The following is a 24,792-nucleotide window of genomic DNA, read 5'->3' as shown; positions in this document are numbered from 1 at the left end:
TCCTCCCCAAAGCAGGAGAGGAGGCGATGGTGGCGCCCCAGGCAGCGGCGAGGAAGGAGCCGATGAAGGAGAGGAGGCCGCGAGTGGACGGGGCAGGACTGGTGAGGAGGAGCTTCGATTTCGACAAGCTGTCCTTCGCGCCTATCCCCAGCAACCGCCGGAGGTGCGGCAGGCGCGAGCCGGGGAGGGGAGCGGCGGGGCCGGCTTCGCGCCGTTTGCTGCATCCTTGCTGCAAGGCGTCCCGAAGCCTCAAAACACGAAGGCCGGTAGTCCCGAGTTTCCTCAAGGACTACCGGCCTTCATGAGTGAGCGGCGGAAGGGATTCGAACCCTCGACCCCGAGCTTGGGAAGCTCGTGCTCTACCAACTGAGCTACCACCGCAGGCGAAGCAGGGCGCAAAGTACGGGCCGCCCCGGGGCTTGTCAACGGGAAGTGAGGCGCTACTCCGTCTCCTCGACGGTGAGCTGGTACGAGTCCTGGAAGTTGGACTCGCGGTTGCGCGCGTCCCGGACCTCGAAGAGGTAGACGCCCGGCTCGGCGCTGTAGCGGATGCTCTCCGGCTGGTCGCCCTTGGCCCGGTCAGCCGTCTGCACGAGCGACAGCTTCCCGTCCGGCTGCACGCGGTGCAGGTACAGCCCCACGTCGACCTTCAGGATGCCCAGCAGCGTGGCGCGGATGGGCGTGCGCACCGGCCGGTCCGACAGGTCCAGCCGGAAGAAGTCCGTGTCCTTTACCGGATACACCGTGCCACGCACCGGCTGCCCCAGTGTCAGGTCCTGCGCCCGGTCCGCGGTGTTGTTGGGCTCGCGCTCCTCGCCGCCGTTGTCCGGCACCGTGGTGACGGTGATGCGGTAGGGCTGTTCGGCGTTCTCGAAGTCCTTCACCCACTTGCCGTCCACCTTGCGCGACGCGCCCTCCACTCGGAAGTAGCAGGCGCCGTTGCAGGCGACGTTGTTGAGGCGCTCGGGCTCCTTGATGGCGCCGTCGTTGGCGCGCAGCAGCACCGTCTCCTTGCCGGATTCCCCCTCCGGGGGCTCCACCATGGAGAGCACCAGGTCCAGGCGCTCCACGCCGGTCAGCTCCACCTTCGCCAGCACCGGCTCGGACGTCTTCAGGACGAAGTGGTCCACATCGCCCTTGGGCGCCAGGAAACCCTCGCGGTAGCCCCCGGCCGTGACGGTCGTGGCCTTGTGGAGCTCGTCGTTCGGCTCCAACTCCGCGCTGGCGCCGGCCTCCTCCTGCGACACGGTGAGCGTGTACGGCATGGTGGTGTTGAACGGCCTGCGGGCCTCCTTGCCGGTGCCCACCCAGCTCGTCTTCACCACCACGTAGACGACCCGGTCCATGGCGCGCACGCCGATGTTGCGCAGCGACAGCGTCTCGCCTTCCTTGCCGCGCAGGGTGAAGAGCGGCGCCTCCGCCGCGGACAGCACCGACAGCTCCGGCCGCACGCCGTCCACGCCGGTCAGCTCGATTTTCAGCGCCACCGAGGGCGGCTCCGGGGGCACGGGCACCGCCGTGCCCGCGTCCAGCGCGCGGGCAATGGCTTCGCCCACCGCCTGGCTGCCCACGGGCGGCGGCTCGCTGCCCGCGAAGGTGCCCTCCACGGCGGGGGAGGGCGGCGCCTCGTCACGCGCGAAGCCATCCACTCCGCCCTGGCCGGGCGACGCACCCCGTCTGCCCTCCTGTGCCGTGAGGCCGGGCGTTCCATCTTCTTCGGTGCCCCGGGGGGCCACGCCTTCCTCGGTCTCGAAACCGTTGCCAGTCAGGTCCTGCCTCGCCCCAGCGGCGCCCGCGCCAGGGTTGCCCTGTCCGTCCTGAGCGCCAGCGCCGGTCGTGCCCTGTTGACCGGCGAGGCCGCCGCCCATCGCGTCGTCCTGCCCCAGGGGGGCGCCTGCGCCTCCAGCGCCGGGCAGCGTGCCGCCCATCCCCTGCGGCGCGGTGCCATCTCCCGGGGACGGCGTGCCCTGCGACGGCGAATCGCCGAAGGGCGCGGTCGAGGGGTCCTCCGCCGTCCCACCCGGGCCTGTGCCTTGCGGAGCCGAGGGCTGCGTCGGGTCGGGCAGCTCGATGCGGTACCAGTCCTCGTCGCCGGCATGGCCCAGATAGGCCGTCACCGTCTGGCCCAAGCTCAGGCTCACCGCGTCCACGGCGCGGTCGTTGGGCTCGCGCTCCTCGCCGTCCTCGGGCGCGCGCATGCGGACCTCGAGCGTGTACGCGCCGCCCACACCCTTGCGGGTGGGCACCACGCGGATGAAGCGCTCGTTCTCCACGTAGAGGTTGGGGAACCGCTCCGGCTTGCCTTCGCCCTCGCTGTTGACGCCCACCAGGCGGTTGCGGTCGCGGTCATACACCTCCAGGGTGATGTCCCCGCCGGGCAGGCCGGACACGGTGACGTCCGCGATGCGCGGCGCGCCGGGCGCCAGCCGGTACCAGTCCTCGTCCGCTTTGTTCGGCTGCGCGGTGAGCTCCGCGCTCACCGTGCTGTTGCGGGTGATGTCCAGGGCCTGGTCGGGCCGGTCGTTGGGCTCCTTCTCCGTGAGAGCGGCCGGTCCCGTCTCCACCGGACCCGCGTCCGGAGCTTCCGGCGCCTTGTCTTCCTTGCAGCCGGCCAGCATCAGCCCCAGCACACAGGCCCACCCCCAGCGTCTCATCACGGTCTCCTCCAGAACAGGCCGCCATCCTTCCCGTCAGGGACGGAGTGTCAAGCACCCCAACATCCGCGCGGGCGCTTTCATCCGCATCTACCCGGCCGCTCCGTGCGTGCTCGGACTGGAGCCGCGCTCGCGAGGCGATCAAAGATGCGGAGACATGCGACGCCTGCTCCTCGCCTCCCTCCTGTCCGCCACGGCGGCCTCCGCCGCATCCAATGTCCCGCCAGGCTACGTCCAGGCCTCCGACTGGCTCGACCGCACCAGTCAGCCGGAGCGCTACGGGCCCCTCAACGTGCTCGACGGCCGCGACTCCACCGCGTGGTGTGTCAGCGGAGACGCGCCCGCGTCCTTCACCTTCGGTTTCAAGGACATCGTCACCGTGGACGAGGTCCGCGTGTACACGGGCGACGGCTCGGACCGGGCCGCGTTCAAGGCCCGCGCCCGGGCGCGGAAGCTCACCCTGACCGGCATCAAGGAAGCGCGCAGCGTCAGCGTGGAGGACAAGCGCGGGCTCCAGGTGGTGCCCCTCAAGCCCGGACTTCGGGGCGCTCGCTTCACGCTGGAGGTGTCGGAGCGCTTCCCGGGCGCCAAGGACGACGCGCCCGTGTGCGTCACCGACATCGTCTTCTACGCCGGCGGGAAGGCCCTCAATGGAACCTGGCTGGCGCCCAAGCTGCGCTACAACGGCCGGCTGGCGCCGCTGCTCGGCACCTGGTTCGGTGGCCTGAAGGGCGCACCGCACCGCTTCCTGTCCTTCTACCTGGACGGAACCTACAGCCTCACCGAGGAGCCCTTGGAGGGCGAGGTGTCCACGACAGTCAGTGGCGCCTATACGCTGTCCGGAGAGAAGCTGTCCCTGGACGTCCCCCCGCACGGGCGGGTGACGGTGCGCTTCCCGCGAGGGGACTCCGAGGGGACACGCCCGCCGGATGCGTCGCTGGCGTTCGACGGGCCCGTCGCCGAGGCTTGGGGCGACGAGTTCCGCAGCCAGCGGTGAGCTGACGGGCTGGCTGCCGCCCGCCCGGTTTCCCGGGGGGCGAGGCACTCCGCCTACAGAGCGGCCATCTTCCGCTTCGCGCCGAAGTGGCGGAAGAACGCGATGATTTCCTCGACCGCGATCTTCACGTCGGTGGCGTCCTGGAACTCGGATTCCAGGAAGATACCGCCGCAGGACTCGCAGGTGTCGTAATGCAGCGGATGCTGGCGGTCGCCACCGTCCACGCGGACGAGGTCGACCTGGCACTCGGGGCACTGACCGGTCAGTGCCTCTGCATCCACCTTGCCGCCCTGGCTCTCCAGCCCGGGGAGGTTGTTGTGGAGCAGGACCCGGTTGAGGTCCGCGACGTCAATCCAAAGGCCGCCGCAATCTCCACACTTTCGCAACGTCTGATCATCCCCCTCGAGATCGGACATCTCGACGTTGCAGCTGGGGCAATCCATGGGGCGGTTCCATTCTCCTGTTGGGGGGGAGTGGTGTTCTCCCCAGTCGATGGGAGAATGATAGGTCGCGCGAAATTTCGGATGCAACCCGCCTTGCGCCTTCTGTTGGCAACGCGCCGTCCCGTCGCCCCCCAGCCCCCCAGCCCTACGCCTTCTCGCGGCGGATGTCCGCACCCAGGGCGCTCAACTTGCGCTCCAGGCGCTCATAGCCCCGGTCCAGGTGGTAGACGCGGCTGACGTCGGTGCGGCCCTCCGCTCGCAGCCCGGCCAGGATGAGTGACGCACTCGCCCTCAGGTCCGTTGCCATGACGGGCGCGCCGCTCAGGCCCTTCACACCCTTCACCACCGCGGTGTGCCCCTGGATGGTGATGTCCGCGCCCAGCCGGTGCAGCTCCGGCACGTGCATGAAGCGGTTCTCGAAGATGTTTTCGCTGATGACGGACGTCCCCTGACTGACAGACATGAGGGCCATCAGCTGGGCCTGCATGTCCGTGGGGAACCCCGGATGCTCCGTGGTGGTGATGTTCACCGCGTCCAGCCGTTGGGGCGCCTTGCAGCGCAGGCCGTTGCCCTCGGTGGTCATCGTGCACCCGGCCTCGCGCAGCTTCTCCACCAGCGCGTCCATGTGCTCGGGCACCACGCGCTTCACCAGCACGTCGCCGCCGGAGATGGCCGCCGCCACCAGCAGGGTGCCGGCCTCGATGCGGTCGGGGAGGATGGCGTGCTCCACCGGCTTCAGCCCGTCCACGCCCTCAATGGTGATGATGGACGTGCCCGCGCCCTCGATGCGCGCCCCCATCTTGTTGAGCACCTTGGCCAGCTCCTCGACCTCGGGCTCGCGGGCGCAGTTCTCCATGCGGGTGCGGCCCTTGGCCAGCACCGCCGCCATCATCACGTTCTCCGTGCCGGTGACGGTGATGACGTCGAAGTTGACGGTGCCGCCCTTGAGCTGCTTCGCCGTGGCCTCCACGTAGCCTTCCGTGAGGTGGATGTCCGCGCCCAGCGCCTTCAGCCCCTTGAGGTGCTGGTCGATGGGCCGCGCGCCAATGGCGCACCCGCCCGGCATGGACACCCGCGCCCGGCCGAAGCGGGCGACGAGCGGCCCCAGCACCAGCACGCTGGCGCGCATCGTCTTCACCAGCTCGTAGGGCGCCTCAGGGGTGATGTGGCCGTTGACGCCCACCCGGCAGACGTCCGTCTTCTCCGAGTCGCGCTCCGCGTCGCAGCCCATGGTGCGCAGCACCTTGAGCATGGTGGCGACATCCGCCAGGTCCGGCACGTTGCGGTAGGTGGAGGTGCCGTCGGCCAGCAGCGCCGAGGCGAGGATGGGCAGCGCCGCGTTCTTCGCGCCCGAGGCCTGCACTTCGCCGTGCAGCGCCTGGCCGCCCTTGATGACGATCTTGTCCATGGTTCCCTGCGTCTTCAGCCCTGTGGCTCGCTGGCCACGGGCTGTGTCCCAAATGCCATCCGTTCCCGCCGCTCCAGGTCCTTCTCCACCCGCGCGTCCGCGTAACCCGCGGCACGCAGGAGCTCCAGGACGGCGGGGCCCTGGTCCTCACCAATCTCCATTGCAAGGAGGCCGCCAGGCTCCAACCACTGGCGCGCGCCCGTCACCACCCGGCGCACCGCCACCAGTCCGTCCGGCCCGCCGTCGAGCGCCAGCTTCGGCTCGCGTCGCACCTCGGCGGACAGGCCGGGAATCTCCCCGGAGGCGATGTACGGCGGGTTGGAGACCACCACCTGGAAGCGCTCGCCCTCGGGCACCGGGGCGAAGAGGTCGCCCTGCAACACCGTCACCCGGTCCGCCACGCCCAGCGCCTGGGCGTTCTCCCGCGCCAGCGCGCAGGCGTCCGGCGACAGGTCGGTGGCGATGACGGTGGCCTGTGGCCGCTCGGCCGCCAGGCTGATGGCGATGCAGCCGGAGCCGGTGCACACGTCCAGCGCGCGGCCGGGCGCGTTCTTGGGAAGCATGCGCAGCGCCGCCTCCACCAGCAGCTCCGTCTCCGGGCGCGGAATCAGCACCCGGGCGTCCACCTTGAAGGGGCGGTTGTAGAACTCACGCACCCCCGTCAGGTACTGCGTGGGCTCGCCCGCCATGCGCCGCTCGATGAGGGCACGGAAGGCGCCCAGCTCGTCCTTGGAGAGCGGGCGGTCCAGGTCCACGTACAGCCGGACGCGGCTGAGCTTGAGCACGTACGACAGGAGGATTTCCGCGGTGAGCCGCGGGGCATCCACCTGTCGCTTCTCGAAGTGCTGCGTCGTCCAGGTGAGGACCCTGCGGATGGTCCAGGGGTCGCTGCTCATGCGGAGGGCTTCGGGCCGCCGGCCGTCTGCGCCTTGAGCGCTTCGGCCTGGTAGTAGGTCCGGCAGGCGGTGATGACGTCGTCCACGTTGCCAGCCATGACGCCCGGCAGGTTGTGCACGGTGAGGCCAATGCGGTGGTCGGTCAGCCGGTCCTGCGGGAAGTTGTAGGTGCGAATCTTCTCGCTGCGGTCACCGGTGCCCACCTGGGCGCGGCGCGCGGAGTCGCGCTCGTTGCGGATGCGCTCCTGCTCGATTTCGTAGAGCTTCGCCCGCAGCATGCGCATGGCCATGGTGCGGTTCTTCAGCTGGCTCTTCTCCTGCTGGCACTTCACCACGATGCCCGTCGGGTGGTGGATGAGGCGCACCGCGGAGTCCGTGGTGTTGACGCTCTGGCCGCCCGAGCCCGTGGAGCGCATCACCTGCATCTCGATGTCCGCCGGGTTCACCTGCACGTCCACGTCCTCCGCCTCCGGCATCACCGACACCGTGATCGTGGACGTGTGGATGCGGCCCTGCGTCTCCGTGGCCGGCACCCGCTGCACGCGGTGTACGCCGGACTCGTACTTCATGTTGCTGAAGACGGCGTCGCCGGACAGCGTCACCGTGGCGTCCTTCACGCCGCCGGCGTTGCCCGGGCTCATGTCCAGGATGTCCGCCTTCCAGCCCCGGCGGTCCGCGTAGCGGAGGTACATCTGCATGACCTCCTCGGCGAAGAGGGCCGCCTCGTCACCGCCCGCGCCCGCGCGGATTTCCAGGATGACGTTCTTCTCGTCATTCGGGTCCTTGGGCAGGAGGAGAATCTTGAGGCTGGCCTCCATCTCGTCGCGCTGCTCCTTCAGGCCGGGCAGGGACTCGCGGGCAAAGGCCTTCTCGTCGGCGTCGCTGCTGCCGAGCCAGGCTTCGACCTCGCTGAGGTCGGCGAGCACCTTGCGGTAGGCCCGGAAGGCCTCGACCAGCTTCTCCAGGCCCGCGCGCTCCTTGGACACCTTCTGGAGCCTCGCCGAGTCGGCGAGTACGTCGGGGTTCGACAGGTCGGCGGTCAGGCGTTCGAACCGGCGTTCGACGTCTTCGAGTTTGTCAATCATCGTCGTTCCGGGGGGTATTGCCCCTTTGCACGGCCTCTGGCAAGGGCGGGCGGAGTCAAGAAATTCCTTGGACGCTTGGGCGGGAGCATGAAAAAAGGGCCGCCCTCACCGCGCTGAGCGGTCGGTTTCACATCACCTACACGGAGTCCTTCCACATGCCCGCCCAGAAGGGAAATCGTTCCAAGAAGAAGGTCGCCAACCGCGCCAAGGGCCGGAAGGCCCAGCTGAAGCGCCGCCGCAGCCGCGCCAAGAAGGGCCAGTCCAACAACAAGGTCTAGTGCGTTGGCTACTCCCTCCCTCGGACTTCAGGGGGAGGGAGGCGGACGGGCCCACGGCTCCAACTCGGGCAGCATCCGCTCCACGCCTTCTGAAGACTCCGCCAGGAGCCGCAGCACCGCCTCCGCCGCCTCGCCCGTGACGGGCACCGGCTGGAAGGGCAGCTCCGGGAAGCGGTCGGTCCTCAAGGGCAGAACCTCGCTGGACAGGTAGCCGCCGTCGGGCCCGAAGTGGCCCTTCCACAGGGCGCCGCGCTTGTCGCGAGGGTTCCAGTTCCCCCCGAAGACGAAGTTCCCCAGCGAGTAGACGACAGGTCTGCCCTGGTACAGCTCCATGGCTTGTAGGACGTGCGGGTGGGCGCCCAGCACACCCGCAGCGCCCGCGTCGATGGCGGCGTGGGCCAGCCGGACCTGGTAGGGCTCCGGGGTGTAGGTGCCTTCGCGCCCCCAGTGGAAGTAGGGCAGGACGATGTCCGCCTGGGCCCGGGCCGCGGCGATGTCCTCCCTGAGCATCTGCTCCATGACGGCCTCGTCGGAGAAGTGGCCGGCGACCCCAGGGGTCGTCTCCGTGGCGTAGACCCCGGGCGGTTCGATGTTGCGCGTGCCCAGGAAGAAGTAGCCCAGCAGCGCCACCCGCTGGCCACCCACGGTGAGGATGGCGGGGCGCCGGGCCTCCGCCAGGTTCCGGCCCGCGCCGAAGTAGGGGATGTGCGCCGCGTCCAGGGTGTCCAGCGTGTCGAGCAGGCCCTGGGCGCCGTAGTCCATCAGGTGGTTGTTGGCCAGGCTCACCACGTCCACGCCGCCGGCGGTGAGGATGCCCACCAGCTCCGGCTTCGCGCGGAAGTTGAAGTTCTTGGGCAGCTTCTCGCCGCGCTCGGTGAAGGGGCACTCCAGGTTGACGACGAACAGGTCGGCGGCGTCCGTCAGGGGCTTCACCTCCTGGAACCCGTAGGACAGCAGGGCGTCCCGGGGGCGGCCCTTGGCGGTCTCCGCGTCGTAGTGTGTCTGGTAGTTGTGGCCCAGCGTCACGTCGCCGCCCACGATGATGGACACGGAGCGGGCCTGGGGCTCGGCCACCGGTGCCTCGGCGGAGGGGGCGGGCGCCTGGCCCGCATCCCCGGGGGCGGGGGACTGTCGGGCGGGCTCCTCCGGCGGCGATAGCTCTGGCGGGGGGACGGCGCGGGGGTGACAGGCGGACAACAGGAGCAGCAGCAGGGCGACGTGGCGCATGGGCGAGGGGAAACTCTACCTTGCACCTCTTGGAGCGCGGCGCGTAGATTGCCCGCGCGCTCATGGCCCGCGAAAAGGACAACATCGCTCTCTCCGACGAGCACAACACTCGTGGAATCGAGCTGGCGGACCGGGGTTGGCTCGACGAGGCCATCAAGGAGTTCAAGAAGGCCATTGACCTCGACCCGAGCTCCGCGCACGCCCACGACAACCTGGCGACCGTCTACGCGGAGAAGAAGCTCTTCCGCGAGGCGCTGTCGGAGTACCTCACCGCCCTGAAGCTGGAGCCAGAGAGTGCCACGGCGCACTACAACCTGGCCTGCTTCCTCTCCACCCACGCGGGGGAGATGGCGGTGGAGGAGTACAAGGAAGCCATCGAGTTGGACCCGGAGTATCCGGACGCCCACCTCAACCTGGGCCTCACCTACGCGGACCAGGGCCGCGTGGAGGAGGCGATGCGCGAGCTCCAGACGGCCATCGAGCTGGACTCCCAGGACGCCTTCCCCCGTCACGAGCTGGCCGCGCTGATGATGGACGAGGGCGACTACCGCTCCGCCATCACCCAGTTGAAGGAAGTGGTGCGCCTGGAGCCGGACAACTTCGAGGCGCAGCTGGATTTGGGCATCTGCTTCGCGCAGAAGGGCTTCTACGCGGAGGCGGAGCGCGCCTATGAGCGGGCGCGGGCGCTCAACCCGGAAGACCTGCTGCTCAACTACAACCTGTCCGCCCTGTTCGCGCTGTGGGGGCGTCCCAAGGACGCCGTGCAGTACCTGCAGAAGTCGCTCACGGCGGACCGGCCGAAGGTAATGGGGTGGCTGTCCACCGACCCCATGTTCGACGCCCTCAAGGGTGACCCGGACTTCGAAGCCTTGTTCTGAGCCATGGGCAACGAATGGTTGTTCCTGGGGTTGGCGATCCTCCTCGTATTCGCCAACGGCTTCTTCGTGGCGACCGAGTTCGCCATCGTGAAGATCCGCGCCACGCGGCTCCAGGCCCTGGTGGACGAAGGTGCGCCGGGCGCGCCCACGGCCATGAAGATGGTGGAGAAGCTGGACGCGTACCTCTCCGCCACGCAGTTCGGCATCACCCTGGCTTCCCTGGGCCTGGGCTGGCTGGGTGAACCGGCCTTCGCGCGTTTGTTGGAGCCGGTGCTGGTGCCGTTGGTACCAGAGGGCGCCTCCACCACGTTGGCCCACTCCGCGGCGGTGGTGATTGGCTTCAGCATCATCACCTTCCTACACATCGTCCTCGGTGAGCTGGCGCCCAAGAGCCTGGCGATTCAGCGGCCCGAGGACACGACGCTCGCGGTGGCTCTGCCCATGCGGGTGTTCTACGTCCTGTTCTACCCGGCCATCGTCCTGCTCAACGGGCTGGCGGCGTGGGTGCTGCGCGTCTTTGGCCTCCAGTCGGTAGGGGAGGCGCACGAGGCGCACAGCGAGGACGAGCTGCTGGTCATCCTCCACAGCTCGGCGCAGGCGGGCGCGATTACGACGGCACGCGCGGAGCTGCTGGAGCGCGCGCTGGAGATGGCGCAGAAGACGGCGCGGCAGGTGATGGTTCCGCGCAACCAGGTGAAGTTCCTGGACGTGGAAGAGCCGCTGGAGAAGTGCATCGCGGATGCTCGCGCGGCGGGCCACACGTGGCTGCCGGTGTGCCGGGGCAACCTCGACGAGGTCGAGGGCGTGGTGAACGCCAAGGACCTCTTCTTCCTGCTGTCCCGGGGCGAGCTGCGCAGCCTGGCGCAGGTGCAGCGGCCGGTGCTGTTCATCCCCGAAGGCGCCACGCTGGAGCAACTGCTGGCGGAGTTCCGGCGCCGGCGCCGGCAGACGGCGCTGGTGGTGGACGAGCACGGCGGCACGTCCGGGCTGGTGACGATCGCCGACGTGGTGGCCGAGGTGGTGGGCGACGTCGCGGAGCTGGGCCGCCGCATGGACGAGGTCCGCGCGCTGCCTGGCGGCCGCTTCGAGCTGCCGGGCACCGCGCAGCTCGACGACCTGGAGGAGCGGCTGGACGTCAACTTCGACCTGGACGAGGACGAAGAGGGCGAAGTGACGACCATCGCCGGCTACCTCATGACGCGGCTGGGCCGTGTTCCCGTGAAGGGGGACACGCTGCGGCTCGACATGTGGCGCATCGTCGTGGACGCGGTGGAAGGGCCACGCGTGGTGCGCGTCACCGTGGAGCCGCAGTCGCGGACGGCGCCCGCGCGCACCGTGTCAGACGGCTCGGCGGGCTCCGGTGAGCCGCCCCCGAGCGCCTCGAACGATTCCTGAGCCCGTCGACGCTGGTTCCTGGCTGGGGCTTCTTCGCTGCGGGCGACCCGCGCTTCACGACGCGGCGGTTCTGTCTCACCCTGCCCCTGGTCATGATGCGTGCGTGATGCCCGGCACGCGCGGCTGCCACATCGACGTTCGCGTGGGCGACGTGGCCCTCCCGCATCGCGTCGACACGCCTGCCTGTCAGGTGGGCACGGGCGGCGCGTTCGTGTGGGCTCGGGTGGGGCCGCGCCGAAGGAACCCAGCGTCTACCGAGGGCATGTCAGACCGGAATGATACGTCCCGCGGAAGGTCACGCGCTCGCGTGGCGCAACAGGACTCAACAGGGCTGACGCAGCCACACCGGCGGGAGGACGTCATGGGAGCGTAGAAGCGCGGTGCACACGCCGCCGCCTCGCAGTGCGCGCGCTACAGCTACAGAGCACGTCCGCTCTGTCGCAGACCAGGCAACCGAACGTATGGCGATGCGTGGCATGGCCATGCTTGATCGTCTGGAAGGTGGCTGGTACTCCTTTCTGCTGAACGCTCAGAGGCCGATTTTTCGGCCTCGCGCGCGATTTTCTCCTCGTACCGAGCCCGCTCTAGGAGCCCGCTGGCATGCGAATCAAGCGGTTGGACATCACCGGCTTCAAGTCCTTCATGGAACGGAGTGTCTTCACGTTCGATGAAGGCGTGACGGGCATCGTCGGGCCCAACGGCTGCGGCAAGTCCAACGTCGTGGACGCCATCCGCTGGGTGATGGGTGAGCAGAGCGCGAAGAACCTCCGTGGCCGCGGCATGGAGGACGTCATCTTCAACGGCTCGGAGAACAAGCCGCCGCTGTCCATGGCGGAGGTGTCGCTCACGTTCATCGTGGATGACACGGACCAGCTCGCGCCCCAGTACCAGGGCTTCTCCGAAGTCACGGTGACGCGGCGCCTGTTCCGCAACGGCGACTCCGAGTACCTCATCAACAAGACGCTTTGCCGGCTGCTGGACATCACCGAGTTGTTCCTCGGCACCGGCGTGGGCACCAAGGCGTACTCCATCATCGAACAGGGCCGCGTGGGCCTCATCGTGTCCAGCAAGCCGGAGGACCGGCGCCATCTGCTGGAGGAGGCCGCGGGCGTCACCAAGTACAAGGCCCGCCGCAAGGCCGCCGAGCGCAAGATGGAGGCGACCGACGCCAACCTGCTGCGCGTCACCGACATCACCAACGAGCTGGAGAAGCGGCTCGACGCGCTGTCGCGCCAGGCGAAGAAGGCGGAGAAGTACAAGAAGCTCAAGTCGCGCATGCGGGACATCGACCTGCACGCGGCCACGCACCGCCAGCTGGAGCTGATGGCGGAGAAGAAGATGCTCCAGTCGCGGCTGGAGAACCTGGGCTCCGAGGAACGGGAGAGCCTGGACCGCGTGAAGGAGCTGGAGGAGACCATCACCCGGCGCCGCGCGGAGCTGGAGGCGGAGTCCGCCGCGCTCCAGGCGCTGGCCGCGGAGGTGCACACGCTGGAGAGCTCCCTGCAGCGCGACACGCAGGAGATGACCTACGGCAAGCGCGACCTGGAGGAGACGCGGGCCCGCGTGGCCGCCGCCCAGGTGGAGCTGGACGGGCTCCTGGCGCGCAAGGCGGAGATGTCCGAGGCCATGGCCGCCCGCGAGGCGGAGCTGTCGGGCATCGCCGGCTCGTGGAAGGAGGACGAGGTCGCGATGCAGGTGGCGCAGGAGGAACTGCGCCGCGTGTCCCAGCTCCAGACAGAGGTGGCGCTGCGCCTGGAGCAGGAGCGCGCCGGCCTGGTGGCCGTGGCCACGCGCCTGGCCAACCACGAGAGCAACCTGGTCAACCTCGCCCGCCAGCGGGGGGATTTGGGCGCCCGCCGCGCGAAGCTCCAGGGCGAGCTGGAGACCCTGCGCGCCCAGGAGCAGACCCTGGAGAACGTCCGGGGCGACGTGGCGAAGCGGGTGGAGGACACCCGGCACCTCGCCGCGGAGCTGGCCGAGCGCAAGGGCCAGGAAGAGGACGCGCTCACCCGCACCCGCGCGGCCTTCACGGAGAACGAAATCGAGGTCATCGCGCTGCGGGAGGAGCTGAGCGACAAGCGCAGCCGCCTCTCCACGCTGGAAGACATCCAGAAGAACTACGACGGCTTCGACCGCGGCGTGCGCGCCGTGATGACGCGCGCCGGTGTGCAGGCCCGTGAGCAGGGCATCTTCGGCCTGGTGGCGGACGTCATCAATGTCACCCCGCGCTACGAGCGCGCGGTGGAGGCCGCCCTGGGGGAGCGGCTCCAGCACGTCATCGTCGAGAGCCGCGACAAGGGCGTGGAGCTGGTGGACTACCTCAAGGGCCACGCCGAGGGCCGGGGCAGCTTCCTCCCGGTGCCCGCGCTGGATGCGCTGCCGGCCCCGCTGGAGCCGGACTTCAGCCAGCCCGGCGTGCTCGCGCATGCCCTGCGTGAGGTGACGTGTGAGGAGGCGCTGACGCCGCTCGTCCAGCTGCTGCTGGGGGACGTCGTCATCGTCCAGGACGTGTCCACGGCGCGCGCGTGGACCGAGTCGGGCGGCCCGGCGTGCACGCTGGTGACGGTGGAGGGCGAGGTGTTCCGCCCGGACGGCACCATCGTCGGCGGTGAGAGCGAGGGCGCGGCGGTGGGCGCGCTCCAGAAGAAGCGCGAAATCGCCGAGCTGGCCACCGAGGTGGCCCGCGTGGAGGAGCGCTACAACGAGATTCTCACCCGGCACTACACGCTCCAGAAGCAGATGGGGCACGCGGAGGGCGTCCTCAAGGGGTTGGCGAAGAATCAGCACGCCGAGGAGCTGAACCTCGCCAGCCAGGAGAAGGACCTGCACAAGGCGGGCGAGGACCTGGCCCGCGTGCGCGAGCGGGTGCGGGCCCTGGAAGTGGAGGAGGGGCAGCTTACCCAGAGCCACCAGGCCCTGGGGCACGAGGAGGAGGCGAGCCGCGGCGAGGTGGCGCACGGCCAGGCGGACCGAGAGGGCCGTGAGGAGCGGGTGAAGCAGCTGGTGGCCGAACAGGAGTCGCTGCGCCTGCGCGCGGAGACGGCCAACGGCGAGCTGACGGGCCTGCGCATCAAGGTGGCCGCCGGCAGCGAGCGTGGCGAGTCGGCCCGCAAGGAGCTGGACAGCCTCGTCTCCCAGCGCAAGGACATGGAGACGCGCATCACCCGGCTCCAGGCCACGGTGGTGGAGGGTGGGGCGCGCGTCGAGGAGCTGGCGCGGCGCACGACGGACACCGAGGGCGGCCTGTCCCAGCGCGCCGAGGAGCACCGGCTCGCCGCGGAAGGGCTGGAGGCGCGCCGCGCGGCGCACACCACGGCCTCCGCGGAAGTGCGTGAGCAGGACGCGACGTTCCGCGAGCTGCGCGGCCGCGTGGACGAGCTGATGCAGGGCCTGTCGCAAATCTCGCTGCGGGAGCGCGAAATCGCCCTGGAGCTGGAGCACCTGGCGGGGGGCATCCGCGAGCGGCATCAGGTGGAGCTGGCGAACGAACTGCACAAGTACCACATGCTGGCCGCGCTGGCCCCGGAGACGGAGGCGGAGCTGAAGGACCTGCGCGCGCAGGTGGAGAAGATGGGGGAGATCAACCTCACCGCCATCGACGAGCACGCGGAGCTGTCCAAGCGCTACGACTTCCTCACCGCGCAGAAGCAGGACCTGCAGTCCTCCATCGAGCAGCTGAAGGAGGCCATCCAGCGCATCGACGCCACCAGCCGCGAGCGCTTCAAGCAGACCTTCGACGTGGTGAACGAGAAGTTCCAGGCCATCTTCCCGCGCCTGTTCGGCGGTGGCCGGGCCAGCCTCATCCTCACCAACGAGGGGCCGGGCGGGGAGCCGGGCGTGGAAATCGTCGCCCAGCCGCCCGGCAAGAAGCTGCAGAGCGTCAACCTGCTGTCGGGTGGCGAGAAGGCCCTCACCGCCGTGGGCCTCATCTTCGGCATCTTCCTCATCAAGCCGACGCCCTTCTGCCTCCTCGACGAGGTCGACGCGCCGTTGGATGAGGGCAACGTGGGCCGCTACAACGACATGGTGAAGGAGATGAGCAAGCAGTCGCAGTTCATCCTCATCACCCACAACAAGCGGACCATGGAGGTCTCCAACACCCTCTACGGCGTCACCATGGAGGAGCCGGGCATCTCCAAGCTCGTCAGCGTGCGCATGCGCGAGGCGGGCGCGGCCAACGACGACAAGGTGACGGCGGCGTAGGCCCGTCCCGGGCGGGCGGGGCACCGGGCCTCCGGTGTCCGCCCCGCGGCGACGGTTTCTCCCCGAAACACAGAAGGCGCGGGCCCCGGCTTCCGGGCTCCCGCGCCTTCGTGTTTTTCCGCCGTGGGGCGGGGGACTCCTAGAACTTCTTCTTCGGGCAGGCGGCCTTGTCCTGCGCGGCCATCTTCTCCGCGTCGGCCAGTTCCTTCACCGACTCGTCGACGTTCTTCTGGGTGGCGATGACGACGTCACCCCAGTTCTCCGCGTCCTTCGCCGCCATCTCCGTGGCCAGCGCCAGCGCGGCCTGGTCCGTGGCCTGGCGGGCCTTGATGGACTCGATGACGTTCGCGTCCGCCTTCACCAGCGCGTCGCACTTGCTGGACATCTCGTCGAACAGGCGCCAGTTCTTGGTCTTCTGGTAGCGGTCCACGACCTCGGCGTAGGCCAGGGCCGCCGGGGTGCGGGCGCCGTCGGCGATGGCCGAGTCCGCCGCGCGCTGGGTGCGGTTGAGGTCCAGCTGGAGGAAGCGCAGCTCGGGCGGCAGGGCGGCCGACGCGGCGTCCGGCGCGGACGAGTCGAAGTGGACGAAGCGGTAGGAGAAGCCCAGCTCGTCGGAGGTCAGCTTCGCCGGCAGCGCGGCGATCTTCGGCTGGAGGCAGGCGGCCAGCTGGTCCGCCTCGGTGTTGCCGGAGGGCGCGAAGGTGACCTCGGCCGGGGTGGGCTGCGTCTTCAGCAGCTTGATCTTCGCCGTCAGCGGCGGCGGGACCTGCTCCTTGAAGTTGGCGTAGCAGTCACACCAGCTCTGCTGCGCGAGGCGCACCGCGCCGGTGAAGTCCGAGCCCTCGTTGATGTTGAAGGTGACGGAGTTGAGGCCGCTGGTGGTGTGCTCGAAGGGGATGGCCGCCTCCACCGGCTGCGCGCCCTTGGGCAGCGCGGACAACTTCACCTGGGTGTCCACCACCTTCTGGATGCAGGCCTGGCCTTCCGGGGTGAGGTTCGTCCCGGTGACGGCGTGCGAGCCGCCCTGCTCCGTGACGGTCGTCTTGACCTCCACCGTGGTGCTCTTCTCCGCGCCCCGGTGCTTCGGGTCCACCAGGCACTCCATCACCTGGGGACGCGTGGTGAGTAGCGCGCCCAGCACGACGCCCTGGCTCGCCTGCTCCGGAAGCTGGAGCTCGCGCGGGAAGCAATTCACCAGGTCGAACGGGGGCTGGTTGGTGATGCGGACACGCTCCTCGGTCGACGTGGGCTGTCCGGCCTGGGCTGCGGGCTTCTGCTGGCCGGCGCAAGCGGCAGTGAAGACGACGGAGGCTACGGCAACACGACGCAACATGCGGTTGTTCTCCCTAGAGGTGGACCTGCGTGCGGACTTCTTTACTTCTCCAGGCCCTCGGCGTTCTTGAGGTCCTTGAGCCGAAGCCCGTTCTTTTTCAAAAGGCGATAAAGGCTCTGCATGGACAGGCCGGTGCGCTGCTCCGCGGCCTTCATGTCGAAGCCCACGGTTTTCATGACCTCGGCGAAATACAGGCGCTCGAAGTCGGCCAGCACCCTGTCCTTGGCCTCGTGGTAGGGCAGGGTGCCCACCAGCGTGGCCACCTGGGTGGTGGGGGCCTGTCCCTCCGCGCGTCGCGAGGGCTGGGCGAGGAAGTCCAGCCAGCTGCTGTTGCCCGTCTCCTCCATGAGGGCGCCGCGCTCCAGCACGTTGCGCAGCTCGCGCACGTTGCCCGGCCACTCATAGCCCTCGAAGAGGGCCAGCGTCTGGGGCGTGAGGGTGATGCTGGCGCGCAGCGTCTGGGCCAGGGCCTGGGCTAGCGCGGGCAAATCGTCCCGCCGGGTGCGCAGGGGCGGCAGGCGCACGCGCGCCACCGCGAGCCGGAAGTACAGGTCCGCGCGGAAGCGGCCCTGGCGCACGTCCTCTTCCAGGTTCCGGTGGGTGGAGGCGATGACGCGCACGTCCACCGCCACCGGCTGGCCGTCCAGCGACGGCACCTCGCGCGTCTCCAGCACGCGCAGCAGCTTTCCCTGCACGGGCAGCGGCAGCTCGCCCACCTCGTCCATGAAGAGGGTGCCGCCCCGGGCCGCTTCGAAGACGCCCCGGGCCTCGCGGTCCTCGCCGTCACCCGCGCGCAGGCCGCCGAAGAGCTCGCGCTCGGCCTTCTCCTCGGAGATGAGGTTGCAGTCCACGACCTTGAAGGGGCCGTGGCGCCGCGCCGAGTGCTGGTGCACCGCGCGCGCCGCCAGCTCCTTGCCGGTGCCCGTCTCACCCTCCACGAGCAGGCTCATGTCCTCGCGGGCGATGCGGCGCAGCTCCGTGAAGACCCAGCGCATCTTTTCCGAGGCGCCCACCAGCGCGCCGAAGGACTCCGCCCCCGCCACCTCCACCTCGGTGGGACGCGGGGCGACCTTCACGGAGAGCTTCGTCTTACCCAGCTCCACCTTGTCGCCGCTGGTCAGGTAGGCCTGCACCACCTGACGGCCGTCCAGGAAGGTGCCGTTGCGGCTGCCGGTGTCGCGCAGCATCAGCCCGCGCGAGGTGCGCTCCACCTCCAGGTGGCGGCGGCTCACCGTGGCGTCGGTGAGGACCAGGTCGCAGGCGCTGTCGGAGCCCACGCGGACCAGTCCGTCTTGCGTCTTCACCTTCTTGCCCTTGTCAGGTCCGGCAACCACCTCCACCGTCCATTCGGGGATGGGGATTCGGGTGGTGCGGCCTTCCTGCTCCGTCTGAGTGGTCTGGGTGACCTCGGGCCTATCCATATCGGGTCCTCTTTAGGTGCGAGTCGCATGGGCGGGCAAGCCCGACGCGAGCCTCTTCACATCGGGAAAACTCAAGGCAGTACGAGTGGAACAATCCTGCCTGAGGGTTGTTGAACGCGCGCTTCGACTGGCACGAGCGCCAGCCGTGCGCGGGCAAGTGTCTGGGGAAGTGCAGGGCGGCCGTCGAGCGTGAGCACCAGGTCCCCCGCGGAGAGCTTCGCGCCCTCGGGTGCGGCGCGCACATAGAGGCCGCCGGGGCGCAACGCCAGCGTTTCCAGCAGCGCGGTGTCCGCGTCCGGGTTGGCGAAGCGCAGGCGCTGGACGCGCAGGCTTCGCGGGTCCTGCCCGGCTTCTTGCAGACCCGGCGGCAATTCCAGGTCTGTGCTGTCCTTGGGCATCCACGCCGCCATGTCGAGCACGTCCCACGGCGCCCACGCCAGGGAGGAGGCCAGCGCGGGGGCGGGCGCGCGGGGTGGCTTCAGGTGGCTCGACAGGCCGCGGAGTGCTTCGCGCGTGAGCTCCTCCATGAGGCGCGTCAGCTCCGGAGCCGGGTCCGCGCCCTCATCAAGGATGTCTGCGTAGGGATTCACGGTGGCCTCCCCGAAGACCTCCAGCACCACCTCTTGCGTGGCGGGGTGGAGGACCTCGACACGGCCCACGTACATCACCACCTCGGTGGCGCTCTGGCCCACCGTGTAGCCCTCGGTGTCAATCAGTTCACGTTCACCGGACTGGATGCGTTGCTCCGCCGAGGGGCGGAGGACCATCAACCCGTCAGGCCGGACGCCGTAGGAGGCCAATGCCGCCACCACAGCGCGCGTCAGCCCGTTACCGCCTTCCTCGCCGGGCCGCGCCACCTGCAGCTCGGTGGGGCCGAAGAAGAGGGCCGCGTCACCGGCCTGCGCCAGGGCCACATTCACCAGCCGCTGAGACAACTCCACGGCGCGCCAGTCAGGCTCCGCCCACTGGAAGCCGAAGGGCTGGACGACCACCGCGGACGCGCCCAGCGATTCGGGCACGGCGCCACGCACCTGGAAGGGCGTGCTCCGGCAGGCCGCGGCCAGGATGGCCACCAGCAGCAGCACCAGGCGCGGGCAGTGGAAGGGGACGGTGTGTTTCACGACCCCCCATACAAGACGAACGTTCGGCCAGAATCCAGAATCCTGCGTCACTCCCTCGCGGAAGGACGCAGGAATCCGGATGGGGCCTCAGTAGCGGGCTGGCGGGTCGCTGGCGGGGAAGGTCTCCATCAGCTCCTCGTCCACGGCGTCACGCGTCGTGTCATTGCCGCCCGAGGCAACGCTCGCGTTGGTGGGTTGCTTCTCCACCGAGTCCGCGCCGCGCCTGCCTCCTTGGGCCGAGCGCTTGCGGCCGGTGCCCGCCCTGGAGACGCCCGCCATGCGGGCGCCGAGCAGATTCTTGGCCCGCTCGGCGAGGTTTCGCTGCTCCTCCTGCCAATCGCGGAAGAACTGGGCGAGCTCCGGGTCGCCGTTTTCCTCGGCATCCCGGATGTACGCCTCACTGGTCGAGGCACCCTTGAGCAGGTGATACAGGACGCTGATGAGGTTGTACTGCTCGTCCCGGGTCCCCGTCTGCCGCTCTTCGCCTGCCATGCCGCCTCCCGTGGATGAGTGAAGTGCCACGGGGAGAAACCTATGCACCGCAGGCCGGGAGCCTTGGCGGGGGCGCCTGGCCGCCTGCCTGGGGTGCTCAGGCCTGGAGCATCGGCTCCAGGCGGCCCTCGGTGTCCAGGCGGGACAAGTCCGAGTAGCCGCCGACGTGCGTGTCGCCGATGAAGATTTGCGGCACGGTGCGCTGACCACCGCTCATCTCCACGAGCTTCGCGCGCAGGTCGTCGTCTCCGGTGACATCCACCTCTTCGTAATCCACGCCCTTGCGCTTGAGCAGGTCCTTGGCGCGGACGCAGTAGCCACAGTAGGTGGTCGTAAAAATCTTCACGGGCTTCACGGGTGTCTCCTCCTTCGTATTCACCAAAGTAAGGGCCGGGAAGGCGCGTCGCCACCCAGCCCGCAAAGACGACGGCCTCCGGGTCCCCATGAGGGAGCCGGAGGCCGCGTTCAGGACGTCACCCCGGACGGATGCCGGGGTGAGGGGCGGACTACATGCCCATGCCGCCCATGCCGCCCATGCCACCCATCCCGCCCATGCCACCGCCGGCGGGGAGGTCCTTCTCCTCCTTCGGACGCTCCGCCACCATGGCCTCGGTGGTGAGCATCAGCGAGGACACGGACGCCGCGTTCTGCAGCGCGGTGCGGCTGACCTTGGCCGGGTCGATGACGCCGGCGGCCAGCAGGTCCTCGTAGGTGCCCGTGGCGGCGTTGAAGCCGAACGGACCGGAGGACTCCTTGACCTTGTTCACCACCACGCTGCCCTCCAGGCCGCCGTTGCCGACGATCTGGCGGAGGGGCTCCTCGACCGCGCGGCGGATGATGTCCACGCCGAACTTCTCACCACCGGTCAGCTGCAGGCCTTCCAGCGCCTTGAGGCAGCGGATGTAGGCCACGCCGCCGCCAGGGACGACGCCCTCTTCCACGGCCGCGCGGGTCGCGTTGAGCGCGTCCTCGACGCGGGCCTTCTTCTCCTTCATCTCCGTCTCGGTGGCCGCGCCGACGTTGATGACGGCCACGCCGCCCACGAGCTTCGCCAGGCGCTCCTGGAGCTTCTCGCGGTCGTAGTCGCTGGAGGTCTCTTCAATCTGGGCGCGGATCTGCTTCACGCGCGCCTCGATCTCCTGCTGGCTGCCAGCACCGTCCACGATGGTGGTGTTGTCCTTGTCCACCGTGAGGCGCTTCGCGCGGCCCAGGTCCTGGAGGGTGATGGTGTCCAGCTTGATGCCCAGGTCCTCGGCGATCATCTTGCCGCCCGTCAGGGTGGCGATGTCCTCGAGCATGGCCTTGCGGCGGTCACCGAAGCCCGGCGCCTTCACCGCGCACACGTTCAGCACGCCGCGGATCTTGTTGACCACCAGGGTGGCCAGGGCCTCGCCCTCGATGTCCTCGGCGATGATGAGCAGGGGCTTACCGGCGCGGGCGACCTGCTCCAGGATGGGCAGGAGGTCCTTCATCGAGGAGATCTTCTTCTCGTTGATGAGGATGAGCGCGTCGTTGAGCGCCGCCTCCATGCGCTCCGGGTCCGTCACGAAGTACGGGGACAGGTAGCCGCGGTCGAACTGCATGCCCTCGACCACGTCCAGCGTCGTCTCCAGGCCCTTGGCCTCTTCGACGGTGATGACGCCTTCCTTGCCCACCTTCTCCATCGCGTCCGCGATGATGGTGCCGATCGTCTCGTCACCGTTGGCGGAGATGGTACCGACCTGGGCAATCTCCTTCTTGTCCTTGGTCGGCTTGGCCAGCTTCTTCAGCTCGGCGACGATGGTGGCCACGGCCTTGTCGATGCCGCGCTTGATCTCCATCGGGTTGTGGCCCGCGGCGACCAGCTTCGCGCCCTCGCGGAAGATGGCCTGCGCCAGCACGGTGGCCGTGGTGGTGCCGTCACCGGCGACGTCAGACGTCTTGGAGGCAACCTCCTTGACCATCTGCGCGCCCATGTTCTCGAACTTGTTCTCGAGCTCGATCTCCTTGGCGACCGTCACACCGTCCTTGGTGATGGTCGGGGAGCCAAAGCTCTTCTCGATGACGACGTTGCGGCCCTTGGGGCCCAGGGTGACCTTGACCGCATCGGCCAGGATGTTGACGCCGCGGAGGATGGCCTCACGCGCGCGCACGTCGAAAAGAATGTCCTTCGCCATTTGGATGGTTCCTTGAAGGAAGAGTGTGGGAGACCGGATTACTTCTCGATGACGCCGAGCACATCCTCTTCACGGAGGATGAGGTGCTCCTCGCCGTCGAGCTTGATCTCGGTGCCCGCGTACTTGCTGAACAGGATGGTGTCGCCGGCCTTGATGTCCAGCGGACGGACCTTGCCGTCCTCCTGCACCTTGCCGTTACCCACGGCGACGACCTTGCCCTCCAGGGGCTTCTCCTTCGCCGTGTCGGGGATGAAGAGGCCGCCCTTGGTCTTGTTCTCCTCGGCGACGCGCTTGACGATGAGCCGATCCTGCAGGGGACGAATCTTCATGGCCTGCTCCTTACATGTCGCTTCCGGCGCCGTTTCCGGTGGCGACCGAAAGCTGCTTGGGGGTTGAAAAAGGGCCTCGCGACCCATGGGGTTAGCACTCGCACCTCATGAGTGCTAACGCCCAGGCGCGGCGGATAATAACCAGCGAAGTCGACCCGTCAAGCGACGCTGGCTGACCGCTCCTGAACGTGCCAACTGCGCGGCATTGCTGGGGTTTTCCAGTGACATCCTCTACCCCTGGCGCCATGCCCGGCGGCCTGCCTCAGGGCCCTGGATTGGCACTCGCGATACCAGAGTGCTAACGCAAGTGCCCGGAATCACTGGGAGTGGCTTTGCCGTGCCCGCACCTGATTGCTACCCTTCCCAGGTCTCCTCCGGGCGACGTCCGCCCGGGGAATGACGGGAGGTGTCAATGAGTGGACTGGTGGCGTCCCTGTCTCTGAAGGAGTTCTTCAAGTCTCTTCTGGGCGAGGTCACGGGGCGGCAGCGGGTAGAACTGGCGGAGGTGACGGAGTTCTACCTGGTGAACCTGCTGTCCGAGTTCGCCGTCACCGACAAGCTGTTCACCCGCGAGGAGGACGGGCGCAAGGACCACGAGCCCCTGGCCATCCTCTACCACCAGGCCTTGCAGCAGGAGCGCGCCGAGCGCATCCGCACCCTGCGCCGGCTGGGCGACGTGTCGCTGTACACCGCCGGCTTCTTCTCCGGCGCGCTGCAGAGCGGCGTGGTGGGGCCGGACTACTACATCCAGATGGGCGGCACGGCGTATGGCCACGTGGCGGAGCTGACGCCGGCGGCGGGCTTCGCGCAGGTGTACCGGGAGTTGTGCGAGAAGTTCCGCAAGGTGGTGGAGGTGCTGGAGGAGATCTCCGCGCGGGGCATGGTGCAGGCCGGCCCCAGCGGCGCGCTGAAAGTCTATGAGGCGTGGGTCCGCACCGGGAGTGACAGGCTGGAGCGCGTGCTGCTCGACGCGGGGATGATGCCGCGGCCCAAGGGACAGCTCGTCAACTAGCCGGAGGTGGGGATGATTGGCCGCGTTCAGGACCACCTGGAGGCCATCTACGGCTTCACGTGCGAGGCAAGGGCGGAGGTCTTCGTGGTGGACACGGAGGCCGCCGCCCAATTGGGAGGCACCGGCCGCGCCGACGAGGAGCTGCTGGTGCACGAGGCGGGCGACGCGCTGGAGCTGGCCCTCTACCTGTCACCGGCGCTGCTCGACAGGCTCAAGCCCTACGAATCCGGTCCGCTGGGGTACGTGCTGGACAGCGACCTGGCCGGTTACTGCCAGCTGGCCGAAGGCGTGAGCCACTTCCTCTACGTGGCCCACACGGCGGCCCACGGCCGGACGGTGTCGCTGCTGGAGCTGGAAGCGCAGGCGGAGGTGGACAAGTTCGCGGTGTGCCTGCTGCACCGGTGGGGCGAAGGCGTGGGGGCCTGGGCGCGGGAGCTGCTCCATCGTCTCTTCGAGCGGGTGTCCTACCGCAAGCAGCTCTCCGTCCAGGAGCGGTGGCGCTACGAGGAGGCGAACCGGCTGTCACGCCGCTTCTGCGCGCGGCTGATGGGGCACGTCGTCGCCCGGCGGTTGGACCGGCTCCTGGGGGACCTGCGCTACGCCTACCGGCTGGGGGCGGAGGCCAAGCTTCGCCATTTCGCGCATGGCGGGTGAGCACCTTTCCTTCCGCATCGGGTAGGGTGGGCGGGTATGCCACGCGAGGCGTCCGCAGGCGGTGTCGTCATCCGGGAGAGTGCCGGTCACTGGGAGGTGGCCGTCATCCGTCCCCATGGCCGCACCTTATGGGCGCTCCCCAAGGGGCACGTGGACCCGGGTGAGTCGCCGGAGCAGACGGCGAGCCGCGAGGTGCGTGAGGAGACGGGGCTGTCCGTGTCGCTCATGGCCCCGTTGGGCGAGATTCGCTACGTGTACCAGTTCCGCGGACAGCGCATCTTCAAGCGCGTCCACTTCTTCCTGTTCCGCTATCAGGAGGGAGAGCTGGGGCCGCTGCCGGGGCCGCGCATCGAAGTGGACGAGGTGCGCTGGGTGCCGGTGGTCCAACTGGTGCCGCTGCTGGGCTACAAAGGAGAGAAGGCCGTTGCCTCGCGGGCGGTGCGCTGGTTGCGCTCCCAGGGCCTGCTCCCCGAAGCCTCCTCCCCGGCGAGCATTGCCGGGAAGGAAGGGGGCTGAAGAGAACCGCGGGGACTACTTGGGCTCGTCGCCCGTGTACTTGCCGGACAGCGCCTCGCGCACGTCACGGTCGAACTTCACGCGGCCGGTGGCCACCTCGCGCAGGGACAGCACGGGGGGCTTGTTCTTGGACTGCTCGAGGATGGGGCGGGCACCCGCCATCAGCTGCCGCGCGCGCTTGGCGCCGAGCAGCACCAGCGCGAACCGGTTGTCGACGAGGGGGAGGCAGTCTTCGACGGTAACGCGAGCCATGGAACGTCCTTCGGATTTCGGTGGGGCTACTGGAAGCCTCTG

General features: G+C 69.0%; 22 protein-coding genes and 1 tRNA gene. 8 read left to right on the top strand and 15 right to left on the bottom strand.

The annotated features are described in order from the left end of the window. Positions 1–308: 308 nt before the first annotated feature. Positions 309–381, bottom strand: a tRNA-Gly gene (locus tag BHS09_RS25210). Between the two features lie 59 nt (positions 382–440). Continuing rightward, entirely contained in the window at positions 441–2,654 is a 2,214-nt protein-coding gene (locus tag BHS09_RS25205) for a mediator complex subunit 15 domain-containing protein (RefSeq protein WP_140793956.1), read from the bottom strand. Between the two features lie 157 nt (positions 2,655–2,811). On the opposite strand from BHS09_RS25205, the gene BHS09_RS25200 reads away from it, so the two are divergent. Then, entirely contained in the window at positions 2,812–3,651 is an 840-nt protein-coding gene (locus BHS09_RS25200; RefSeq protein ID WP_237077404.1) for a discoidin domain-containing protein, read from the top strand. A gap of 53 nt (positions 3,652–3,704) precedes the next feature. On the opposite strand, the gene BHS09_RS25195 is transcribed toward BHS09_RS25200, so the two are convergent. The 4 genes from BHS09_RS25195 to prfA form a co-directional block, all read right to left on the bottom strand. Then, on the bottom strand, positions 3,705–4,094 hold the full coding sequence (locus BHS09_RS25195) for a zf-TFIIB domain-containing protein (protein WP_140793954.1): 390 nt from the start codon (positions 4,092–4,094) through the stop codon (positions 3,705–3,707). A 145-nt stretch (positions 4,095–4,239) separates the two neighbouring features. Then, a complete protein-coding gene (gene murA, locus BHS09_RS25190; protein WP_140793952.1) occupies positions 4,240–5,502 on the bottom strand; it encodes a UDP-N-acetylglucosamine 1-carboxyvinyltransferase in 1,263 nt (420 codons plus the stop codon). A 14-nt stretch (positions 5,503–5,516) separates the two neighbouring features. Continuing rightward, entirely contained in the window at positions 5,517–6,398 is an 882-nt protein-coding gene (gene prmC / locus BHS09_RS25185) for a peptide chain release factor N(5)-glutamine methyltransferase (RefSeq protein WP_140793950.1), read from the bottom strand. Then, the gene (gene prfA, locus BHS09_RS25180) at positions 6,395–7,483 is read right to left on the bottom strand and encodes a peptide chain release factor 1 (protein WP_140793948.1); all 1,089 of its coding nucleotides are present in this window, start codon (positions 7,481–7,483) and stop codon (positions 6,395–6,397) included. Before prfA ends, prmC begins: the two co-directional genes overlap by 4 nt. 155 nt (positions 7,484–7,638) lie before the next feature. Here prfA and BHS09_RS39940 point away from each other — a divergent pair, with 155 nt between their 5' ends. Next, a complete protein-coding gene (locus BHS09_RS39940) occupies positions 7,639–7,761 on the top strand; it encodes a hypothetical protein (RefSeq protein ID WP_013941470.1) in 123 nt (40 codons plus the stop codon). A 27-nt stretch (positions 7,762–7,788) separates the two neighbouring features. Here the strand turns inward: BHS09_RS39940 and BHS09_RS25175 are convergent, their stop codons facing one another. Beyond that, positions 7,789–8,988 (bottom strand): CapA family protein, encoded by a 1,200-nt coding sequence (locus tag BHS09_RS25175; protein ID WP_140793946.1) that lies wholly within the window; start codon positions 8,986–8,988, stop codon positions 7,789–7,791. 62 nt (positions 8,989–9,050) lie between these two features. Between BHS09_RS25175 and BHS09_RS25170 the strand changes: the two genes are divergently transcribed. From BHS09_RS25170 to smc, 3 genes are all read left to right on the top strand, one after another. Continuing rightward, a complete protein-coding gene (locus BHS09_RS25170; RefSeq protein ID WP_011554885.1) occupies positions 9,051–9,866 on the top strand; it encodes a tetratricopeptide repeat protein in 816 nt (271 codons plus the stop codon). A 3-nt stretch (positions 9,867–9,869) separates the two neighbouring features. Next, positions 9,870–11,261, top strand: a complete 1,392-nt coding sequence (locus tag BHS09_RS25165; protein WP_140793944.1) for a hemolysin family protein — start codon at positions 9,870–9,872, stop codon at positions 11,259–11,261. A 600-nt stretch (positions 11,262–11,861) separates the two neighbouring features. After that, positions 11,862–15,464, top strand: coding sequence for a chromosome segregation protein SMC (gene smc / locus BHS09_RS25160; RefSeq protein ID WP_140799347.1), 3,603 nt, complete (start codon positions 11,862–11,864; stop codon positions 15,462–15,464). Between the two features lie 139 nt (positions 15,465–15,603). Here smc and BHS09_RS25155 read toward each other — a convergent pair whose 3' ends face one another. From BHS09_RS25155 to groES, 7 genes are all read right to left on the bottom strand, one after another. Beyond that, entirely contained in the window at positions 15,604–16,797 is a 1,194-nt protein-coding gene (locus BHS09_RS25155) for a hypothetical protein (protein WP_140793940.1), read from the bottom strand. 41 nt (positions 16,798–16,838) lie between these two features. Next, positions 16,839–18,218 (bottom strand): sigma 54-interacting transcriptional regulator, encoded by a 1,380-nt coding sequence (locus BHS09_RS25150; protein WP_140793938.1) that lies wholly within the window; start codon positions 18,216–18,218, stop codon positions 16,839–16,841. 71 nt (positions 18,219–18,289) lie between these two features. Next, the gene (locus BHS09_RS25145) at positions 18,290–19,339 is read right to left on the bottom strand and encodes a hypothetical protein (RefSeq protein ID WP_237079811.1); all 1,050 of its coding nucleotides are present in this window, start codon (positions 19,337–19,339) and stop codon (positions 18,290–18,292) included. 87 nt (positions 19,340–19,426) lie between these two features. After that, positions 19,427–19,831, bottom strand: a complete 405-nt coding sequence (locus tag BHS09_RS25140; protein WP_174260085.1) for a hypothetical protein — start codon at positions 19,829–19,831, stop codon at positions 19,427–19,429. Between the two features lie 97 nt (positions 19,832–19,928). Beyond that, positions 19,929–20,186 (bottom strand): glutaredoxin 3, encoded by a 258-nt coding sequence (gene grxC, locus BHS09_RS25135; protein WP_140793932.1) that lies wholly within the window; start codon positions 20,184–20,186, stop codon positions 19,929–19,931. A 151-nt stretch (positions 20,187–20,337) separates the two neighbouring features. Continuing rightward, positions 20,338–21,987 (bottom strand): chaperonin GroEL, encoded by a 1,650-nt coding sequence (gene groL / locus BHS09_RS25130; protein ID WP_140793930.1) that lies wholly within the window; start codon positions 21,985–21,987, stop codon positions 20,338–20,340. Positions 21,988–22,025: 38 nt separating this feature from the next. After that, entirely contained in the window at positions 22,026–22,316 is a 291-nt protein-coding gene (gene groES, locus BHS09_RS25125) for a co-chaperone GroES (RefSeq protein ID WP_013941457.1), read from the bottom strand. A gap of 412 nt (positions 22,317–22,728) precedes the next feature. On the opposite strand from groES, the gene BHS09_RS25120 reads away from it, so the two are divergent. Genes BHS09_RS25120 through BHS09_RS25110 form a run of 3 tightly spaced genes read left to right on the top strand, consistent with a single transcriptional unit; the run spans position 22,729 to position 24,498 of the window. Then, the gene (locus BHS09_RS25120; protein WP_174258889.1) at positions 22,729–23,328 is read left to right on the top strand and encodes a hypothetical protein; all 600 of its coding nucleotides are present in this window, start codon (positions 22,729–22,731) and stop codon (positions 23,326–23,328) included. A gap of 12 nt (positions 23,329–23,340) precedes the next feature. Next, the gene (locus BHS09_RS25115; RefSeq protein ID WP_140793926.1) at positions 23,341–23,982 is read left to right on the top strand and encodes a hypothetical protein; all 642 of its coding nucleotides are present in this window, start codon (positions 23,341–23,343) and stop codon (positions 23,980–23,982) included. A 36-nt stretch (positions 23,983–24,018) separates the two neighbouring features. Next, a complete protein-coding gene (locus tag BHS09_RS25110; RefSeq protein WP_140793924.1) occupies positions 24,019–24,498 on the top strand; it encodes an NUDIX hydrolase in 480 nt (159 codons plus the stop codon). A 15-nt stretch (positions 24,499–24,513) separates the two neighbouring features. Here BHS09_RS25110 and rpoZ read toward each other — a convergent pair whose 3' ends face one another. Next, complete coding sequence (gene rpoZ, locus BHS09_RS25105; protein WP_011554872.1) at positions 24,514–24,750, bottom strand: DNA-directed RNA polymerase subunit omega; 237 nt, start codon at positions 24,748–24,750, stop codon at positions 24,514–24,516. Positions 24,751–24,792: the final 42 nt, after the last annotated feature.

Source organism: Myxococcus xanthus (genome assembly GCF_006402735.1).
Classification (GTDB): Bacteria; Myxococcota; Myxococcia; order Myxococcales; family Myxococcaceae; genus Myxococcus; species Myxococcus xanthus_A.
This window is presented reverse-complemented; position numbering and strand designations above follow the sequence as displayed.

Bases quoted from the DNA above. Each gene is read 5' to 3' on its own strand.
- BHS09_RS25205 (WP_140793956.1), bottom strand. From the start codon at position 2,654: ATGAGACGCTGGGGGTGGGCCTGTGTGCTGGGGCTGATGCTGGCCGGC.
- BHS09_RS25200 (WP_237077404.1), top strand. From the start codon at position 2,812: ATGCGACGCCTGCTCCTCGCCTCCCTCCTGTCCGCCACGGCGGCCTCC.
- BHS09_RS25195 (WP_140793954.1), bottom strand. From the start codon at position 4,094: ATGGATTGCCCCAGCTGCAACGTCGAGATGTCCGATCTCGAGGGGGAT.
- murA (WP_140793952.1), bottom strand. From the start codon at position 5,502: ATGGACAAGATCGTCATCAAGGGCGGCCAGGCGCTGCACGGCGAAGTG.
- prmC (WP_140793950.1), bottom strand. From the start codon at position 6,398: ATGAGCAGCGACCCCTGGACCATCCGCAGGGTCCTCACCTGGACGACG.
- prfA (WP_140793948.1), bottom strand. From the start codon at position 7,483: ATGATTGACAAACTCGAAGACGTCGAACGCCGGTTCGAACGCCTGACC.
- BHS09_RS39940 (WP_013941470.1), top strand. From the start codon at position 7,639: ATGCCCGCCCAGAAGGGAAATCGTTCCAAGAAGAAGGTCGCCAACCGC.
- BHS09_RS25175 (WP_140793946.1), bottom strand. From the start codon at position 8,988: ATGCGCCACGTCGCCCTGCTGCTGCTCCTGTTGTCCGCCTGTCACCCC.
- BHS09_RS25170 (WP_011554885.1), top strand. From the start codon at position 9,051: ATGGCCCGCGAAAAGGACAACATCGCTCTCTCCGACGAGCACAACACT.
- BHS09_RS25165 (WP_140793944.1), top strand. From the start codon at position 9,870: ATGGGCAACGAATGGTTGTTCCTGGGGTTGGCGATCCTCCTCGTATTC.
- smc (WP_140799347.1), top strand. From the start codon at position 11,862: ATGCGAATCAAGCGGTTGGACATCACCGGCTTCAAGTCCTTCATGGAA.
- BHS09_RS25155 (WP_140793940.1), bottom strand. From the start codon at position 16,797: ATGTTGCGTCGTGTTGCCGTAGCCTCCGTCGTCTTCACTGCCGCTTGC.
- BHS09_RS25150 (WP_140793938.1), bottom strand. From the start codon at position 18,218: ATGGATAGGCCCGAGGTCACCCAGACCACTCAGACGGAGCAGGAAGGC.
- BHS09_RS25140 (WP_174260085.1), bottom strand. From the start codon at position 19,831: ATGGCAGGCGAAGAGCGGCAGACGGGGACCCGGGACGAGCAGTACAAC.
- groL (WP_140793930.1), bottom strand. From the start codon at position 21,987: ATGGCGAAGGACATTCTTTTCGACGTGCGCGCGCGTGAGGCCATCCTC.
- groES (WP_013941457.1), bottom strand. From the start codon at position 22,316: ATGAAGATTCGTCCCCTGCAGGATCGGCTCATCGTCAAGCGCGTCGCC.
- BHS09_RS25120 (WP_174258889.1), top strand. From the start codon at position 22,729: ATGAGTGGACTGGTGGCGTCCCTGTCTCTGAAGGAGTTCTTCAAGTCT.
- BHS09_RS25115 (WP_140793926.1), top strand. From the start codon at position 23,341: ATGATTGGCCGCGTTCAGGACCACCTGGAGGCCATCTACGGCTTCACG.
- BHS09_RS25110 (WP_140793924.1), top strand. From the start codon at position 24,019: ATGCCACGCGAGGCGTCCGCAGGCGGTGTCGTCATCCGGGAGAGTGCC.
- rpoZ (WP_011554872.1), bottom strand. From the start codon at position 24,750: ATGGCTCGCGTTACCGTCGAAGACTGCCTCCCCCTCGTCGACAACCGG.